Origin of the sequence: Candidatus Nitronauta litoralis, from assembly GCA_015698285.1 — a bacterium.
In the GTDB taxonomy this organism is placed as follows: domain Bacteria; phylum Nitrospinota; class Nitrospinia; order Nitrospinales; family Nitrospinaceae; genus Nitronauta; species Nitronauta litoralis.
Genome location: CP048685.1, coordinates 996,174 through 1,011,992, shown reverse-complemented (window position 1 = coordinate 1,011,992; position 15,819 = coordinate 996,174). Strand labels below are relative to the sequence as shown.

The following is a 15,819-nucleotide window of genomic DNA, read 5'->3' as shown; positions in this document are numbered from 1 at the left end:
GATTCTTCGCCGCTTTTTCTGCATTGCCTAGCCTGCGTCACTGCGGAACAGGAGAAAACACACAACCCGTTTTTCAAAAGGCGGGTAATGTAGGGGTTAAAAATGAGTAAAGAAAGCATAAATATTTCACTAACTAAAGATGAAGGATTGGTTTTATTTGAGATGCTATCCAGGTTTTGTGATTCTGAAAGCTTATCGGTTACCCATGAATCAGAAAAAATAGCGCTATGGAGATTACTATGCCTGCTTGAAAAGCAATTGGCCGAACCTTTTAAACCAAATTATGATGAATTACTAAATGATGCACGAGAAAACCTTTTACCAGGTAAAGATTGAAGTATTTTTTTTATAGAAATTTCCTTCCCCTTGTTAAAAACATTTTTGTAAAACCAGGATCAAACATTTGAAAGAACTCGATGCGCCTTCCCCTCCTCAACAAAGGAGGGGATACAGGGGAGGTTGTATTGATAATCCCTCCTGCACCCTTTCCTTGAAAGGGGAGGGAGAAAAATGCTCATTACCCTGATTACCATTTTGGGGACCCATGGCGGTTTCCGTCATGGGGAGATCGATCGTTTCCACTTTTCTTATCTTGGTTCTCACACCGGTTTTGTATCCCATTTTCTTAAACATAAAAGCACAGGACAACGACTCATTTTCTGATTCGGTCGCGGTTGGCAAAGCATCCCAGACGTAAAAATATTTTTAAGTAATAACTCCTGATGGTTAAGTCAACTTTTCAGAACCGGCTGCTTGTTCCAGGCCATCCAGGATTTCCGATGCGGTTCGTTTCCAGTTCAATGCGTCCGCTTGAAGTCGTCCTTTTTCTTTTAGTTCCTGACGCAATGTCTCGGATTCCAAAAGAGAGGTCATGGAGTTGGCGAGGCCCTCTTCATTGAATGGGTCGATAACATAAGCAGCGTCTCCCGCAGCTTCCTTCAAGGCTCCTGAAGGACCCAGTAATACCGGGACATCGCAGGCCAATGCCTCGATCACCGGCAAACCAAACCCTTCATACGTAGATGGGTGTACCAGACAAAAAGCCTGCTGGTAAAACGACAGCAAGTCTACTTCGGGAACGTAGTCAATAATCTTGACTCGTTGCTCTAACTTTAAGTCACGTATCATACTCGGAAGACTCCCACCGTAATCCTTGTCACGCCCGATTATTACCAGGGATACGTCCGGAAAATTTCTGGCAATGGAATGGAATCCCCGGATCAGTAAAGGAAGGTTTCTTCTCTGGAACAAGTAGCCGACGAAGAGGAAGTAAGGTCCATTAATTTTATATTTAATTTGTATCGTGTCAGCCGGGCCGGTTGCAGGTTTAAAGCGTTCATCCGCAGCCCAGGGAACAACTTGAATTTTTCGTTCCCACCGGTTGCCATAAAGGGAAAGCAGTTCTTGTTTGCCATCATCTGAGCAGCAGACAATGTGGGTGGCTTTTCTCACCGTTCGTTTTATCAGCCAGGCCAGTTCGATCCTTTCCTTAAGAGAATACCATTCGGGAAATCGAGCGAATGAAACATCATGAATAATCACCGACGTTGGGCAGGAGGCCTTTAACGGAATGATATAGGATGGCGCAAGGAATACATCCAATTCATCCCGTTCAATTTGCCGGGGCAGACTGATCTGTTCCCACAGTCGGTGGGATTTAAAGATGAAGGGCGGTGGAACAATTTTACTTTTAAAGGGAGGGGTCTGGAGTTCCGGGCGATCGGGAATTTGATTCTTGAAATATAAAAAAAACTGGTGCCCCCGGGAATCCTTCCTCCATTGCCGTACCAGATTATCGAGAACGCGACCCACTCCCCATGCCGCAGACTCGATAGGGCGGGCATCTATTCCTATTCTAAGTGTCATTTATTCCGTTGCCATGTTGTTCGCTATTGCCATTTTATCGGACGATAAAGGGAACTCTTGATCTGCCGGAAACAATTGGGGTAATTGCATGGGGTGACCTATGGCTTCAGGTGCTCTGGTGCAATGCTTCAAGTATTTTTTCAAATTATCCGCTAACTCAGAGTAGGGTGAACGGTGCGAATGTTACTGAAAAATAAACGACTGGTCGTCATTATAGTCCTAAATCATTATGAAAAAAATTCTGATCACCGGCGGAGCCGGCTACGTGGGGTCTCACGTTGTGAATTTCCTGATTTCTAAGGGAGTCGATGAACAAGACCTCATCGTATTCGACAATTTAATTTTAGGAAATCGGGAACACCTGCCAGCTAAAGTTCAACTCGTCCAGGGAGACTTGTTGAATCCCATAGAGCTTGATCAGGTTTTTAAAAGTCATCAGTTCGACTCTGTCATTCATTTTGCGGCTTATGCTTATGTAGGTGAGTCGATGAAAAACCCGAATAAATATTTTGAAAATAATGTGCAGGGCGGACTCAATCTTTTAGAGGCGATGAGAAAATATGATTGTTCGAATATAGTCTTTTCCTCCACTTGTGCTACTTACGGTTTACCCGCCAGTATTCCCATCAACGAATCAAACCCCTTGAACCCGATTTCTCCTTATGGAGAAAGTAAGGTGATGTTTGAAAAAATACTAGAATGGTATAAGCGGATTTATGGATTCAACTATGCGGCATTGAGATATTTCAACGCTTCCGGTGCGGATTTCGGTATTGGAGAGAAGCATGATCCCGAAACCCATTTAATTCCCTTGTGTATATTGACCGCAATGGGGGAAAGACCTGTCCTGGAAGTTTTTGGCGACGATTTTGAAACACCCGACGGCACCTGTATAAGAGATTACATCCATGTTACGGATCTGGCAGATGCACATTTCCGGGCTTTAAACTATTTGCGCGAGAAAAAAGAAAGTCTTGTTGTCAATTTAGGGACAGGACGGGGAACCAGTGTGAAGGAAGTAATCGATATGGTCCAACAGGTTGGCAAAAAACCAGTCAAGATCGAGATCAAGCCTCGACGTGAGGGCGATCCACCTGTTCTGGCGGCTGATTATCAACTGGCAAATAAAATGTTAGGGTGGAGTCCTGAAAAATCTTTGCAGGAAATCATTCAAAGCGCCTGGGATTGGCATTCAAATTGACCTCACACCTCCAAAAAAATCGCGTTTCGGTTGTTCTGGCCACTCGAAATGAGGAGAGCAATATTGGACGCTGTCTGGATAGTCTGCTTGAGCAAACTCATCCTGATATCGAAATAATTGTCGTTGATAATCAATCGAAGGATCGCACAAGAGAAATCGCAAAAGAGTACCAGGTCCCTGTTCTCAATCTCCCCGACCATATCAACCTGGATGGAATCCTGAATTTCAGAGGAGCCCAGGTAAATCTCGGGGTCTCCAGGAGTACCGGCGAGTATCTTTTTTTCCCGGATGCCGACATGACTTTTGATAAAGAATTGCTGGCCGAAGCGGTGGAACAATTGAAGACCTATAGCGCCTTGTATATTCCGGAAATTATCATGGGAAAGGGCTGGTTGGGAAAAATCAGGAACTTTGAACGCAGTTTTTATGAGATGACCTGTATCGATGCCCCCCGATTGGTCAGGCGAACGCTATACGAAGAGGTGAAGGGATTCGATGAAAAAGAAATTGCCTTTGCCCCTGACGATTGGGATTTGGCCAAAAAATTTAAAAAACAGGGGGCCCATTTCCAGATCACAACGAATAAAAAATATCATCATGAAGAATGGCTGGATTTGAAAACGTATTTAAAGAAAAAATCTGAATACACCAGCACCTTTGACAACTATATTGCCAAATGGGGCAAATCTGACCCTGATATAAAAAAACAGTTTGGAATCGGCTATCGGTATTTTGGGGTTTTCCTGGAGAATGGAAAATGGAAAAAGTTATTAGCGCACCCCTTGCTTACTTTGGGGATGTATTTTCTCCGTTTCCGGGTCGGTGTGATTTATTTATTAAAAAACAGCTCTAAATAAAATTCTCAGTATGTTCAATGCCAATTTATTGAAAAATCATTGTCCTCAGTTCCTCAATTGTTTTATTCAGTTCCTGATGGATATCCATTCTCCGAACAAATGGGGAAATCCCTGATTCTAAAGATCATGTTCCGCCCGCTTTCCCAATAGTGCTAACAATCACAATTCCGTCTTTTTCCTACCTGGAAAGGGGTTGATCAGGCTCGAAATCAGAGCTGTTTTTGCGCCCTGGAAAAGAAATAACTCTTTTATTTACATTGAGTTAAGGGAGACCTATAATGATTGGTATAAGTCATCAAGTTTTTTTAAAAAAAATCCGCTAAATAACCTAATGCGGAATAGGCGTTTTTTGTAAAGTTTCTCACGCTGAAATTTCGATTTTTTGCAACCATTTATCTAATTCGATGACCACAGCGTCGCTCAAACAGGAAATGGTAAAAGAGACCGAACCCCGGGCGAAAAAACGGGAAATTGCCATCGTTGTCCCGGCTTATAACGAATCGACAAACCTTGAACAGTTTCGGGATGCTGTCCATACGGTCATCAAGGATCTGGACCAATACAACTGGAAATTTGTTTTCGTCAATGATGGCAGTGTTGACGATACCTGGGCCGTTGTTCAGCAGCTGGCGACTGAAGACAGCCGTATCCAGGGAGTTTCGCTCAGCCGTAATTTTGGGAAAGAAATAGCCCTGACTGCCGGAGTTGAGGCCCTGGACAATATTGACGCCGTGATCTTAATGGATGCCGATCTACAGCATCCGCCTCCGCTTATTGAGGAAATGGTCGCCAAATGGGAGGAAGGTTTCCAGGTTGTTGCAACCCAGCGCTCGGCTATCGAATATTCCTGGTTCCGCGAATGGGGATCACGCGCCTTCTACTACCTGCTCAATAAATTTTCCGAGGTCAAGATTCAGCCCAAGGCGGCAGACTTCCGCCTGCTCGATCGCGAAGTATTGAAAGTGCTCAGAAACTTTCAGGAGCGTACCCGGTTTTTCCGTGGGCTGGTCGACTGGATGGGGTTCAAAAAAACCTATATCCAGTTTGTTGCACCGGCACGTGCAGGTGGTGAATCATCGTTTTCTCTGCGAGCCCTAATTGACCTTGCAATCAATTCCTTCACTTCGTTTTCACTGCTTCCGCTTCGTATTACCGGGTGGCTGGGCCTGATCGTTTTAGCTTTCGGGGTGGGCACTTTGATCTTCATGGTGATCACGGGACCTGTATTGCACCTGACTCACTACACGGCACTGGCCTACTTCGTCGTGTTCAACACCGTGTTGACCGGTGTGGTCCTGGCCGCTCTTGGAATGATGGCCCTGTACATTGGCAACATTCATACGGAAGTTGCCCGTCGGCCACTTTATATTGTGGACAAGCGAGTGGGGTTCAACCATGAGTGAACCCGTCATCTTTTCGATCATCATTCCGTTTAAAACCTGGTCGCCGGATCTGGATGAATCCCTCACTCACATCAACCGGATGTCTTTCAGTGGTTACGAGGTAATACTTTTACCCGACGGAGAGGAGCAATTACCGGAAGCGTTCTCCTCGATGCCAGTAAAGATAATACCAACGGGTGAGGTCAACCCCGCAGTCAAGCGAGATACCGGTGCTGAAAAAGCACAAGGTGAGTTTCTGGCATTCATCGATGACGATGCGTACCCCGAGCCTGACTGGCTGGAAGTTGCCTTTAAGTTTTTTAAGGACCCGGATGTGGGTGCTGTGGGTGGACCCGGCATCACTCCCAGCAGTGATCCGTTCTGGGCTCGTGTTTCAGGCGCAGTTTATCTCAGTCGCGCTTCCGGTGGTTTTCCTGAACGCTATGTGTCGAATCCTCCCATCCGCCATGTCGACGACTGGCCCAGTGTCAACCTGCTGGTGCGTCGTGATCTATTTCTAAAGGTTGAAGGGTTTGATTCTGATTACTGGCCGGGGGAAGACACTTTGTTTTGTCTCAAGATAGTCGAACAAACCAATATGAAAATCCTCTATGTACCGGACATGATTGTCTGGCATCACCGGCGCAAGGGGTTAAAAAAGCACCTGAGGCAGGTTGGCAATTATGGATTGCACCGTGGTTTCTTTGTGAAACGTTATCCGGAGACCTCATGCCGGTTCAAATATTTCATTCCGACCCTGTGGGTGTTGTTCGTTCTGGTCGGCGCAGGGCTCAGCGCTTTATCAAAAACAGCGGGTCTCCTTTACCTCGCGGGTTGGTTGGCCTATGTCATAACGCTGGGGATTTCCTGGTTTGATATCCGAAAATTTGAATCCTGGAAAGTAGCCCTGGGGGCTTTGCCTCATATTGTTCTGACTCATTTGTGGTACGGAACCAAATTCATGCAGGGACTCACCTCCAGAGAATTGAAAAGTTCCCTGGGTCGTTGATAAAGGAATAAAAATTGGTACATGCCGCTACAACTGAACAAACCATTTTTTCGGGGAAGAGGAATATGCGCCATAAAGTTTTAAGTGTTCGTGATATTTCCCCGACGACTTATGTGCTCAGGCTTGAGCGTAACGGTTTTGAGTTTACCCCAGGGCAATGCGTCAATCTGGGTCTTCCGGGCACCGGGGTGAATCGGGAATACTCGACCTATTCCGGAGCGGGTTCGGAGTTTTTGGAGTTTCTCATCAAGGAAGTGCCCGAGGGAACGGTGTCACCCAAATTAAGAGCAGCAACTCCTGGAACTGAAGTGGATCTGCACGGACCTTACGGTAGCTTTGTACTGGATCCTCAAAAAATAACTAACAGCAAGTTTGTTTTCATTGCTTCGGGGACGGGCATCGCGCCGTTTCATTCATTTGTAACCAGCTACCCGGAGTTGGATTGCCAGATTATTCACGGAATCCGTCACGCGGTTGATCGATGCGACATTGAAGATTTCGATTCTGATCGCCTGGTCACCTGTGTGTCTCGCGAACCTTTGGAAGGCAGGCAAGGCCGGGTAACGGATTATTTGAAAGAAACCAGTCTGGAAACGGAAAGTTTTTATTACCTGTGCGGCAATCAGGCCATGATCTACGATGTTTATGATCTGTTGCGGCAGGGCGGCGTTTCTGGCGATAAAATTTTCACGGAAGCCTTTTTTTAATCGTCGAAAAACTTTCGACGGAAGGCTCTTAAGGAACCCATATGAAAATAGCAATTTCCTATCCACCCATTGTCAACGATCAGGGCCAGAAGGCCATGGTCTCGCAGAATCGCAACGTTCAGTTTTTTAAAAAACCGACTTATCTGCTGCCTGTGGTGCACGGTCAGGCGGCATCCTGGTTAAAGAATCTTGGTTACGACGTTTTGTGGGACGATGGCAACGCACAATTAAAAGATTTTGATCAATGGTTTCGCGATCTGGTTGCGTGGAGACCGGACATGGTGGTCTTCGAAAGCACCACTCCGGTGATGAAATTTTATTGGAAGCTGGTGGATCAACTCAAATCAGCATGTCCGAATTGTATCGTTGTCATGACGGGTTACCATTCCATGCGTCGTCCGGAAGAGACCCTGGATCGTTGCCAGGCGGACATCATTCTTCGAAGCAATCACATAGACTTCGTTTTGAGAAAGCTGGTGCCATATATCGATGAGCATTCCAACTGGAGAGATCATTGCCCGATAGAAGGGTTGGTAATCCGGCGCGATGAAAAAGATTATCTGGACACAGGTAACTTTAAACAGATTGAACCGCTGGACCTTTCCCCTGATGTTGACAGGGACCTGGTTCGCTGGAAAGACTATGCCTACGAAAACGGAAACTATTTACAGGTACCGGGAACCTATGCAACCAGTGTCATCCGCGATTGTATGTTTGGAAAATGCACCTTCTGCCGTTACAACGGACCCGACCTCACCTTTTCGATGCGCAGTGTTGAAAAGAGTCTGGATGAATACCAGCGGCTTGTCGAAGATTACGGGGTACGCGAAATTTTTGATGACTCAGGGGTCTGGTATCGCGGGGCTGAGGCACGGCAGTTTGCCAAAGGCATCATTGACCGTGGCCTTCATAAAAAAGATTGTTACTTCGGATTTAATACCCGCTTCGGCTACATGGATGAGGAAACGGTAGCGCTATTGGCCAAGGCCAACTTCCGGTTTCTTTTAATCGGTATGGAGGCCAGTGATGAGGAAACTCTGGCGCGACTGAATAAAGGGTACAGCCTGGAAGATGTGGAAGCGAATTTAAAACTGTTCACAAAATATGGATTGTTCCCTCACCTGACAATCATGGTGGGGTACTACTGGCAAACTCGAAAACAACTGCAGCAGACTGTCGATACGGTAAAGCGGCTCATGTTCGAAGGAGTGGCGCGGACCCTTCAGGTTACCTTGTGTACCCCATTGGATTTCACCCCCTACCATCAGGAGTGTTCTGAAGAAGGGGTGTTGCTTACGGATGATTATGATGATTTCGACATGAGCAAACTGATTGTCAAAACACCGATCCCGCACGACGAATACTATGCGGCGATCCGGGATATATACGGAGTTGCGTTTCACCCAAAATTTGTTGGTCGACAGGTGCAGTTTTTGAGCCGGATGCGAAAGTCTGATTGGCAATTTCTATTTACTTATGGGACTCGTGCCGTACGCCGCGTAAACCAGCATGTGTTCAACCTGACACGGCACGAAGGAAGCCCGGCGTAAAAAGGAAACAGGTAAAAGCCGGATGTCTCTCCTGGAAAATTTAAAAAATGACCGAGAACTCTCCACAATTCGAATCGCTGCCGAACCCACCTCTAGTCCTTGTGGTAGCCACCACAGAAAACTGCGAAGAGTCTCTTAAGGGAACATCTGAAAATTACAATTTGCCGTTTCCAGGTTTTGGTTTTTCAGGGCCTGCGTTATGCGGGAACACGGGTTTTCGAATTTTTAGAGGTCTCCTTAAATAGCCATGGATACCCAACCACAAGAACATTGCCCGCTGTGTAAAGAGGCTCCGACTATTGAAGCAGTAACACATCATGCAGTGTTTGGAGAATCTTTAACAGTGGCATTTTGTGGCGGATGCGAACTTTACTATTTAACCGGGCTCCCATCCTCTGATGCTCTTCAGGAATATTATTCTGGTGAATATTTTGATGAGTTCGAGACGGACTCCTGGAGATATCGGCTGAAATGTTCCTTCGCAAAAATGCGGGCGAACAGTCAGGCACGTTTTATATTGTCAGGATATGAAGGGCAGGGACCAGGCCGGATTCTTGAGGCAGGTAGTTGCGATGGGACCTTTTTGTCCCGCTTTAAAAATCGAGGCTGGGAAACTCTGGGGCTTGAGTTCAATGACTTCATGATTGCCAGTGCCCTCAAACGGTTTGGTCTGCATCTCCAGAAAAAAGATGTGATGGAACTGGTGCCGGATGAAGGTCTCTTTGATGTCATTGCCTTTCCCCATGTCCTTGAGCATATGAGGGAACCCGTGAAAGTTCTGGAACATTGCCAGAGGCTGTTAAAACCCGGCGGAATGATCTTCATTGAACTGCCTCAATCGCCTTTAAAACATGAGGCGCCAGAGGACGACTATTCAAGGTATTTTCATACAACCCATCTTTACGATTTCCGTTCAAAATCTCTGGCACGACTTATCGAACAGGCAGGTCTCCAGTCGGTTCAGATCGATCGATTCTTTTACAGCATCCCGGCATTTCTGCAATCCTCAAGTTACCAGCTTGCGAACACTCTTATGAAGGGTGAATTAGTGGAAAAAAATTTAAAGGGAATCCTGACGGTGTTCGCCGGCGTTTTGCATTTGAATTGGCGCAACCTGATGTCTGGAGACTCCATGGAGCGATTGGATCTTAAGGCCACCTGGTCGGGATTGGGGGATAACCTGAGGGTTCTGGCTCGTCCATCGAAAGTGAATAAAGTTTTGGCAACAAGAGTAGTCGAAGAAAGCCCGGCAAAGGCATGAATAGTTGTGTATGCAGGTCAATAATCAATTAAGCGCGGAAAGCGATGTTCAATTTTCTGATTAAATTAATTCCGGTTTCGATTCGAAGAGCATTGTCGCGCATGTTGAAATACGGCTGGTTCAGCAAGCTTTTTTATTTTCTTAACGATCTAGACGATGCGGTGACCAAACTAGCGTTGGGGAACAAGGAATTTTACTCCTTTAAATTCGAAGGTCATTCGCTCGTGGGCAACATCCGTTTCGTAAAAGGAACCAAGGATGAGGGGATTTACCGGCTTATTCGAACCTTGCTGGGACAGAGTCCCCTTGAAAAAGGTGCAGTGTTGCTGGATGTCGGTGCCAATATAGGACTGACAGCTATCGTCATGGCGGAATTTGCAAAACCCGCCCATGCCCGCGTTTTTGCTTTTGAACCAGGTGATCAAATTAAATACCTGCGGGAAAATTTAAAAAAAACTGGCAACGACAATTGTGTTTTTCCCCAGGAATTGGCCATGGCGGACAGGAAGGGGGAGATGACCCTGTTTACCTACCATGAAAGTATTGTCGATTCGAGACTCTACCTGGATGAGGAATGGCAGGACCGGAATCCTGAAAAAATCCATAAAAAAGTTGTGGGCACAGATACTCTTGATGGCTTTTTACAAGCTCAAGGCATTGAGTCTGGTGACATACGCCTGCTCAAGATGGATTGCCAGGGAGCAGAGCCTTTTATCCTGCGGGGCATGTTTGAAAAGACAAGCCTGCCCGAAAACATGAGTGTCATTATGGAGTTCTGGCCCTACTCGATTGTTCAGCAGGGGGAAGACCCGGATAAGTTTCTGGAACGTGTCTATGAAAAGTTTGAGGGAAAACAGTTTTATTTTTTTAAGGATGAAGGAGAGTTGCAATCGCTTTCTACACGGGAAGAGTTTTTTAATCTTTCCAATAGGGTGGGGCTTGGCCAAAACAATTATTGCGACATTGTGATAGCGCCGCAGCCGGTATTGGCTCAGCAACCGGCCTGAACCTTTGAACGTTACAACAGGCGGCTGGTTAACTGATGGCACTGACTTACGAAAAAATGGCTCCTCACGGGGAGGGGGAACCGGAGAAGCGGGGTTCGGCCCTGGTCAATTTTTTTCTGGTAATTGTTTCCCTCGGGTTGTGCCTGCTGGCCATTGAAGTTCTTTTCCGGATGGGGTCGCTGGGAAAGCTGATTCCAGCTCTGGAGAGTGCTTCCGGTAGTGGATTGAAAAAGGGAATGGAGTTGAATCAAACCGGAACGGTGGATGCCAGTGGACAACCGGTCAAAATTAACTGGACCTGTCTTGGAGAGGGGCTGTCTAAAAACTACACGCCTAAACAATTAAAACAGAGGTACCAAAAAAGTAAAAATAAAAAACGAATACTGATTATTGGTGACTCCTATACCAAGGGGCATGGTTTGCATAGTTTCGATCTTGCGTATCCAAAAATTCTGCAAAGAAAATTGGAAAATCAAAATGTAGACCTGCTCACTCTTTCCTATTGCGGTTACACAGCCTGGGAAGAATTGAATATGCTGGAAACCCTGGGTCGTCATTTCCAACCGGATCTTCTGGTGATCGGGTATGTGTTAAACGACATTTTGCAAAAGCACCCGTCTAGAAAGCGACGGATGTCATCAGGGGAGGCAATGGATTTGATCCGTGAAGATCTGTTGCAATCAAATGGGTTGTTTAAAAAAGTTTCAGCGTTTCGGGAGCTGGGTCAACCCTTTCAGTTTTTAAATTTCCTGGCAGATCGATACCTCAAGGAAACAGTGCAATGGCATTATCCAAGGCATTTGTATTTTAATCACACTGATTCCTGGAACAAGCTTACGGAGACTTATGATCAATTCTCCAAATACTTGAAGCAGAGAAAAATTCCTGGTTACCTTTTATTGTTTCCCAATTTGGAAAACAGCAGGGATTGGGATGAAAGCTATCAGGTCGATGTTTTGGAAAAAATTAAAGCGATGGCACAGGATAGAGGTTTCAACGTCATTGATTTGTTCCCGGCCTACAGGGAATACGAACCCAGGGGATTGAGGTTTCAGGATGACGCGCATCCAAATCCACTGGCACAATCGATTGCAGCCCGCGCACTGCATGAACGTTTAAAGCAGGATGGCCAGATTCATTAAAGAGAACCGGGGACCTCTCGGGTTATTGTTGGTTTTTTCGCTGCCAATTCTGGTGGTGCTGAGGGGTGGGTTCTATTCAATCTGGGATATCAATCTGCCACCGATCAATCCTTCCCTTCAGCTTTCCAACCTGTTGACTGCCTGGGACCCGAGCAGTATTGGCGGACGTTTTTTTAATCTCCTCTCCTATTTCCCATTGATCCTCGAAACGTTTGTTCTGAGCTGGATCTTTCCCCTTAACGTTGCAAATTCGCTGGTATTTTACCTGCACTATTTCCTGGCGGGTTTTTCCATGTATTGCCTGGTGCGCTACCTGTATAAAAATAAAACAGGCGCTCCTGTAAAAGTGACCGCTTTGATAGCTGCCTTCATGTACATGTTTAACGAGTACTGGTTTTTGCGGGGCCACTACAATTTTAATATTATTTTCATTCTGGCCTATTTCCCGTTTCTATTAATTTGTCTGGATAAACTCATTCGAGCCCAGGGCTCAAGCGAAACGATACGTTGGATTTTGATCCCCTGTCTACTCAGTTTGCTGATGGTGACGGGGCTTGGAAACCTACCTGTCGCTGCGTTCGTTCTTTTGATGTTGAGTTTGTTTTATTTTGCTCAGGGTATTCTTGACCGATTTCCTTTTAAACGGTTGGTAGTTCGTTATTTGCTTTTGGGCGTCTGCGCGGTGGTGTTCCATCTTTGGTGGGTTGTTCCCAATTTTTTAAATTCTGCGACACAGGAAGCGCTTTCCCGTAAGGGCGGCTACATGGAGGACACCATTCAGTCCATGCGGTTTGTTTCAGAATATCCAACAACCCGCTACAACAGGATATTGACGGGTAAGGGATATTTTATCCCTCAAATGGAAGTTGGAGTTAACCTGAAATACACACGATTTTCCTCACTTCAGCTAAGTCCCGCCATGCGGGTGCTGTCCTGCGTTCCTCTTCTGGCGGCATGTGCATTTTTTGTGCTGGTTGTACGCCGAAAAGAAAATTCATCTTTCCTGGCGTTGGGCCTCATGTTTTTGTTAGCGATCCCGATATTTGCCGCTTTACGAGCTCCCTTTGGGGGAGTGATCGAATTTTTAATGAGGAATTTTCCTCTGTACGTATTCAGACGCCCACCCACCTATATGTTTATCATTCATTTCATGTACGCAATCTTTGCTGGTGGGTTGATCTTGTGGATGTTGGAATCGAGAACTTTAAAAAAAATCTGGAAATGGGGAATTCCGACGGCATTGATAGTGAGCGTTTGTATCGTGAACTTTCCAAGATTGATCGGATCCCCGGCTTTTATGGTTTTATTAAAAGACAATGTTGAAGACCGGCATCATGTTTCGGCAGCTTTTACCATTCCTCCGCATGTTAAAGAGCTGTCCAGTTTTTTAAATCAGAAAGAGGGTGATTTTGGTGTTCTGGTTCTCCCAACATCGGGAGAGACCAAAGGGTATGACTGGAGTCAATATGGAGGAGGATATTTTGGATTTGATCCTTACGCATTTTTATTGAGACATCCTGTGAATTCTAATTTCAGTGCCCGTCATCCTGTTTTTTCACTCAATCAATTTTTAAAAAATGCGATTGTTTCACGGAATGAGCAGGCCTTTCAGAATATATTAAAGCTCTATAATATTCGTTACGTAATTTTCACAGAAGATTTTCTTGTCACGCCTTCCTCATTCCCCGAAATGCGGACACCAGTCGGTGATGTCAAATCCTTCCTGGAAAAGTTCCCTTTCTTAAATTCGCGGAAATTTGGAGAGCACACTTTATATGAAGCACGAATAGGTGAGGATGTTATCTATTCTCCAGATAAGGTCAACTCCTTTGAAACCCAATCTCCAAACGATGTCTACTGGTTATTGACGGACAGGGATTTTTCAGATTTTGTTGATAAAAAAATAAAGAGCCCCGGGCAACTTGAAATCAACAGCCTGTCCCGATTGAACCGTAGCAAGTATCAGGTAAAAGTTCATTTGGATCCCAACAACGAAAACCCGGCGATCCTGGCTTCCCGGATTCATTTTTCACCTCAATGGAAAGCCCATTTGAATGGTGAAGAGCTGAAGCAGATCAAAGTGAACGGAATTTTTAACGGCTGGCTTGTGGATCCATCCAGTCTGTCTCTTTCTGATGGGGAGCAGACGGTCATTGTTGAACTGGAAGCTCAGCGGGTTTTGACATTGATTTATTTAACCACCTGCCTGCTGGTAGCGATTGCACTGGGTTATCTGTTATTGATCAGACCAGTCAGGAGGCCGGAATGATGCGAATCGCGCTCTCTGGTCTGGACGGGACGGGGAAATCGACCCTGGTCAGTGAATTGGAGAAACACTTTAAAGAACAGGGAAAGCGGGTAAAGATGTTTCACCTGTTTTCAAAAGGTCAAACGGTAATGGCTCGCGCTCAGGATTCAGGCTTGCTGCGCGGCCTCGTTAAATGGATACGGGGGCGCAAAGATGGGTTTTTCGGACGCGGACTCAAATTCTGGGCACGATTTATTAATGTCATCATCGATTCGTACATCACCCAACGGAGAAACAATCAACTGGCGTTGGATGTCATTCTATACGATCGCTATTTCTACGATGTCCTGCTGGCTGTTATTCGGGACTTCCCGGAAAAAAAATCGTTGGCCTACGCAGTTGGTCGGCGTCTGCCTCGCCCGGATCATGTGTTCTTTCTGGATGCAAAACCGGAAACCGTTATTGCGCGAAAGCCGGAACACACTTTGGAGTCTGCCCAACTTTACCGTTCCCTTTATCGGGAAATGGCAGAAGTCTTAAACATTTCGATTCTGGATGCAGAACAGCCAGAGAAAAACGTGCTGGAACAGGCACTCAAACAATGCGATCCCGGGTCTCAGGCAAATGTCACGACGATATAACATTCACGGTATTTTGTCGGTGGAATCTGAAATTCCACTGTTGCCCCCTTCTTTCCGCACTGAAGGTGAAACGGAGGTGGAGGCTGACTTGACGTTCAGATTTGAACAGGACAATGCGTTTGAGAACATGTTGCGGTCGACAACCGAAATGATGCCCGGTGTATTCTTCAACACCGAACAAAACACGTTGATTTCGCGATGGGCTCCCTTTGGGTTTAATTTTTTCCTGGCAGTCTGTGATTTTGATAAACCCTCGGGTACAAAAATTTTAATCAACAAACGTTTCGCCAGGTTTTTGAGGAAGATCGTCCGGGTTCCCCTGTCTTCCCTGTTTCCTCTGGAGCATTTTATGAAGCTGATGGTGGGATTAGCACTGTTTAAAAAAGAGGCCATCATGATTCTTGCTGCCGGATTTCGCCTGAAAGAAAAAAACTTTCTGGTTACCTCATTTGGCGGTATCGGGAAAACACGTCTCACTTTGGAGGCTCATAAACAGTATCCGGCAGAATTCGATTACCTTTCTGACGATACATGCATTCTTAACGAAGGAAGGGTTTTTGGATATCCCCAGTTGATACGAAATCGACTGGGGAGGTCGGCGTTTTATTCAAGGGAACGCTATACGACGCCCGATCAGGTTATGGGCGATTCCATCTGTGATTCGTTTAAGCCAGACCAGATCGTTTTTCTGGAAAGGGGCCTGGTCAATGATGCTTTTTCATTGAACCGGGAAACGGCGATGAGGCGTTTAAACGCAATAAACAAAAAAACATTTCCCTATGGTTTTGAAAGGATAAGTGCGGCACTGGACTATTTATATGGGTATTCAGGTCGGCTTGAAGAAAAAACCCGGGAGGCTTTCAATCAGTGTCTTGATATTCCGGCCGTCACCTTGAGAGGCCATGGAAAATTTTATCTCAATCAAATCATTCAAATGGCGAAGTGAAA

General features: G+C 45.8%; 14 protein-coding genes. 13 read left to right on the top strand and 1 reads right to left on the bottom strand.

Going from position 1 to position 15,819, the window contains the following annotated elements; genetic code table 11:
* Nucleotides 1-102 precede the first annotated feature (102 nt).
* The gene (locus G3M70_04565; protein ID QPJ61199.1) at nt 103-336 is read left to right on the top strand and encodes a hypothetical protein; all 234 of its coding nucleotides are present in this window, start codon (nt 103-105) and stop codon (nt 334-336) included.
* Between the two features lie 390 nt (nt 337-726).
* On the opposite strand, the gene G3M70_04560 is transcribed toward G3M70_04565, so the two are convergent.
* Nucleotides 727-1,866 (bottom strand): glycosyltransferase family 4 protein, encoded by a 1,140-nt coding sequence (locus tag G3M70_04560; GenBank protein QPJ61198.1) that lies wholly within the window; start codon nt 1,864-1,866, stop codon nt 727-729.
* A gap of 229 nt (nt 1,867-2,095) precedes the next feature.
* Here G3M70_04560 and galE point away from each other — a divergent pair, with 229 nt between their 5' ends.
* From galE to G3M70_04500, 12 genes are all read left to right on the top strand, one after another.
* Nucleotides 2,096-3,067, top strand: coding sequence for a UDP-glucose 4-epimerase GalE (gene galE, locus G3M70_04555; GenBank protein QPJ61197.1), 972 nt, complete (start codon nt 2,096-2,098; stop codon nt 3,065-3,067).
* Complete coding sequence (locus tag G3M70_04550; protein QPJ61196.1) at nt 3,064-3,924, top strand: glycosyltransferase family 2 protein; 861 nt, start codon at nt 3,064-3,066, stop codon at nt 3,922-3,924. The genes galE and G3M70_04550 overlap by 4 nt, the downstream gene beginning before the upstream one ends.
* Before the next feature lie 431 nt (nt 3,925-4,355).
* The gene (locus G3M70_04545) at nt 4,356-5,327 is read left to right on the top strand and encodes a glycosyltransferase family 2 protein (protein QPJ63711.1); all 972 of its coding nucleotides are present in this window, start codon (nt 4,356-4,358) and stop codon (nt 5,325-5,327) included.
* Nucleotides 5,320-6,315 carry a glycosyltransferase gene (locus G3M70_04540; protein ID QPJ61195.1) on the top strand — a complete coding sequence of 332 codons (996 nt, stop codon included), beginning with the start codon at nt 5,320-5,322 and terminating at the stop codon, nt 6,313-6,315. Before G3M70_04545 ends, G3M70_04540 begins: the two co-directional genes overlap by 8 nt.
* Before the next feature lie 65 nt (nt 6,316-6,380).
* Nucleotides 6,381-7,022: an oxidoreductase gene (locus tag G3M70_04535; protein QPJ61194.1), complete on the top strand. Its 642-nt coding sequence runs from the start codon at nt 6,381-6,383 to the stop codon at nt 7,020-7,022.
* Nucleotides 7,023-7,063: 41 nt separating this feature from the next.
* Nucleotides 7,064-8,572 (top strand): B12-binding domain-containing radical SAM protein, encoded by a 1,509-nt coding sequence (locus G3M70_04530; protein ID QPJ61193.1) that lies wholly within the window; start codon nt 7,064-7,066, stop codon nt 8,570-8,572.
* A gap of 247 nt (nt 8,573-8,819) precedes the next feature.
* Nucleotides 8,820-9,833: a class I SAM-dependent methyltransferase gene (locus G3M70_04525; GenBank protein QPJ61192.1), complete on the top strand. Its 1,014-nt coding sequence runs from the start codon at nt 8,820-8,822 to the stop codon at nt 9,831-9,833.
* Between the two features lie 44 nt (nt 9,834-9,877).
* A complete protein-coding gene (locus G3M70_04520) occupies nt 9,878-10,840 on the top strand; it encodes an FkbM family methyltransferase (protein QPJ61191.1) in 963 nt (320 codons plus the stop codon).
* A gap of 35 nt (nt 10,841-10,875) precedes the next feature.
* Complete coding sequence (locus G3M70_04515) at nt 10,876-11,982, top strand: hypothetical protein (protein ID QPJ61190.1); 1,107 nt, start codon at nt 10,876-10,878, stop codon at nt 11,980-11,982.
* On the top strand, nt 11,966-14,251 hold the full coding sequence (locus G3M70_04510; protein QPJ61189.1) for a YfhO family protein: 2,286 nt from the start codon (nt 11,966-11,968) through the stop codon (nt 14,249-14,251). The genes G3M70_04515 and G3M70_04510 overlap by 17 nt, the downstream gene beginning before the upstream one ends.
* Complete coding sequence (locus G3M70_04505; protein QPJ61188.1) at nt 14,248-14,871, top strand: hypothetical protein; 624 nt, start codon at nt 14,248-14,250, stop codon at nt 14,869-14,871. Before G3M70_04510 ends, G3M70_04505 begins: the two co-directional genes overlap by 4 nt.
* Complete coding sequence (locus G3M70_04500; protein ID QPJ61187.1) at nt 14,855-15,817, top strand: hypothetical protein; 963 nt, start codon at nt 14,855-14,857, stop codon at nt 15,815-15,817. Before G3M70_04505 ends, G3M70_04500 begins: the two co-directional genes overlap by 17 nt.
* Nucleotides 15,818-15,819: the final 2 nt, after the last annotated feature.

What these genes read in the sequence shown, in the direction of transcription:
- G3M70_04530 (QPJ61193.1), top strand. Translation starts at nt 7,064, where the DNA reads ATGAAAATAGCAATTTCCTATCCACCCATTGTCAACGATCAGGGCCAG.
- G3M70_04500 (QPJ61187.1), top strand. Translation starts at nt 14,855, where the DNA reads ATGTCACGACGATATAACATTCACGGTATTTTGTCGGTGGAATCTGAA.
- G3M70_04510 (QPJ61189.1), top strand. Translation starts at nt 11,966, where the DNA reads ATGGCCAGATTCATTAAAGAGAACCGGGGACCTCTCGGGTTATTGTTG.
- G3M70_04545 (QPJ63711.1), top strand. Translation starts at nt 4,356, where the DNA reads ATGGTAAAAGAGACCGAACCCCGGGCGAAAAAACGGGAAATTGCCATC.
- G3M70_04520 (QPJ61191.1), top strand. Translation starts at nt 9,878, where the DNA reads ATGTTCAATTTTCTGATTAAATTAATTCCGGTTTCGATTCGAAGAGCA.
- G3M70_04565 (QPJ61199.1), top strand. Translation starts at nt 103, where the DNA reads ATGAGTAAAGAAAGCATAAATATTTCACTAACTAAAGATGAAGGATTG.
- G3M70_04515 (QPJ61190.1), top strand. Translation starts at nt 10,876, where the DNA reads ATGGCACTGACTTACGAAAAAATGGCTCCTCACGGGGAGGGGGAACCG.
- G3M70_04540 (QPJ61195.1), top strand. Translation starts at nt 5,320, where the DNA reads ATGAGTGAACCCGTCATCTTTTCGATCATCATTCCGTTTAAAACCTGG.
- G3M70_04525 (QPJ61192.1), top strand. Translation starts at nt 8,820, where the DNA reads ATGGATACCCAACCACAAGAACATTGCCCGCTGTGTAAAGAGGCTCCG.
- G3M70_04505 (QPJ61188.1), top strand. Translation starts at nt 14,248, where the DNA reads ATGATGCGAATCGCGCTCTCTGGTCTGGACGGGACGGGGAAATCGACC.
- G3M70_04535 (QPJ61194.1), top strand. Translation starts at nt 6,381, where the DNA reads ATGCGCCATAAAGTTTTAAGTGTTCGTGATATTTCCCCGACGACTTAT.
- galE (QPJ61197.1), top strand. Translation starts at nt 2,096, where the DNA reads ATGAAAAAAATTCTGATCACCGGCGGAGCCGGCTACGTGGGGTCTCAC.
- G3M70_04560 (QPJ61198.1), bottom strand. Translation starts at nt 1,866, where the DNA reads ATGACACTTAGAATAGGAATAGATGCCCGCCCTATCGAGTCTGCGGCA.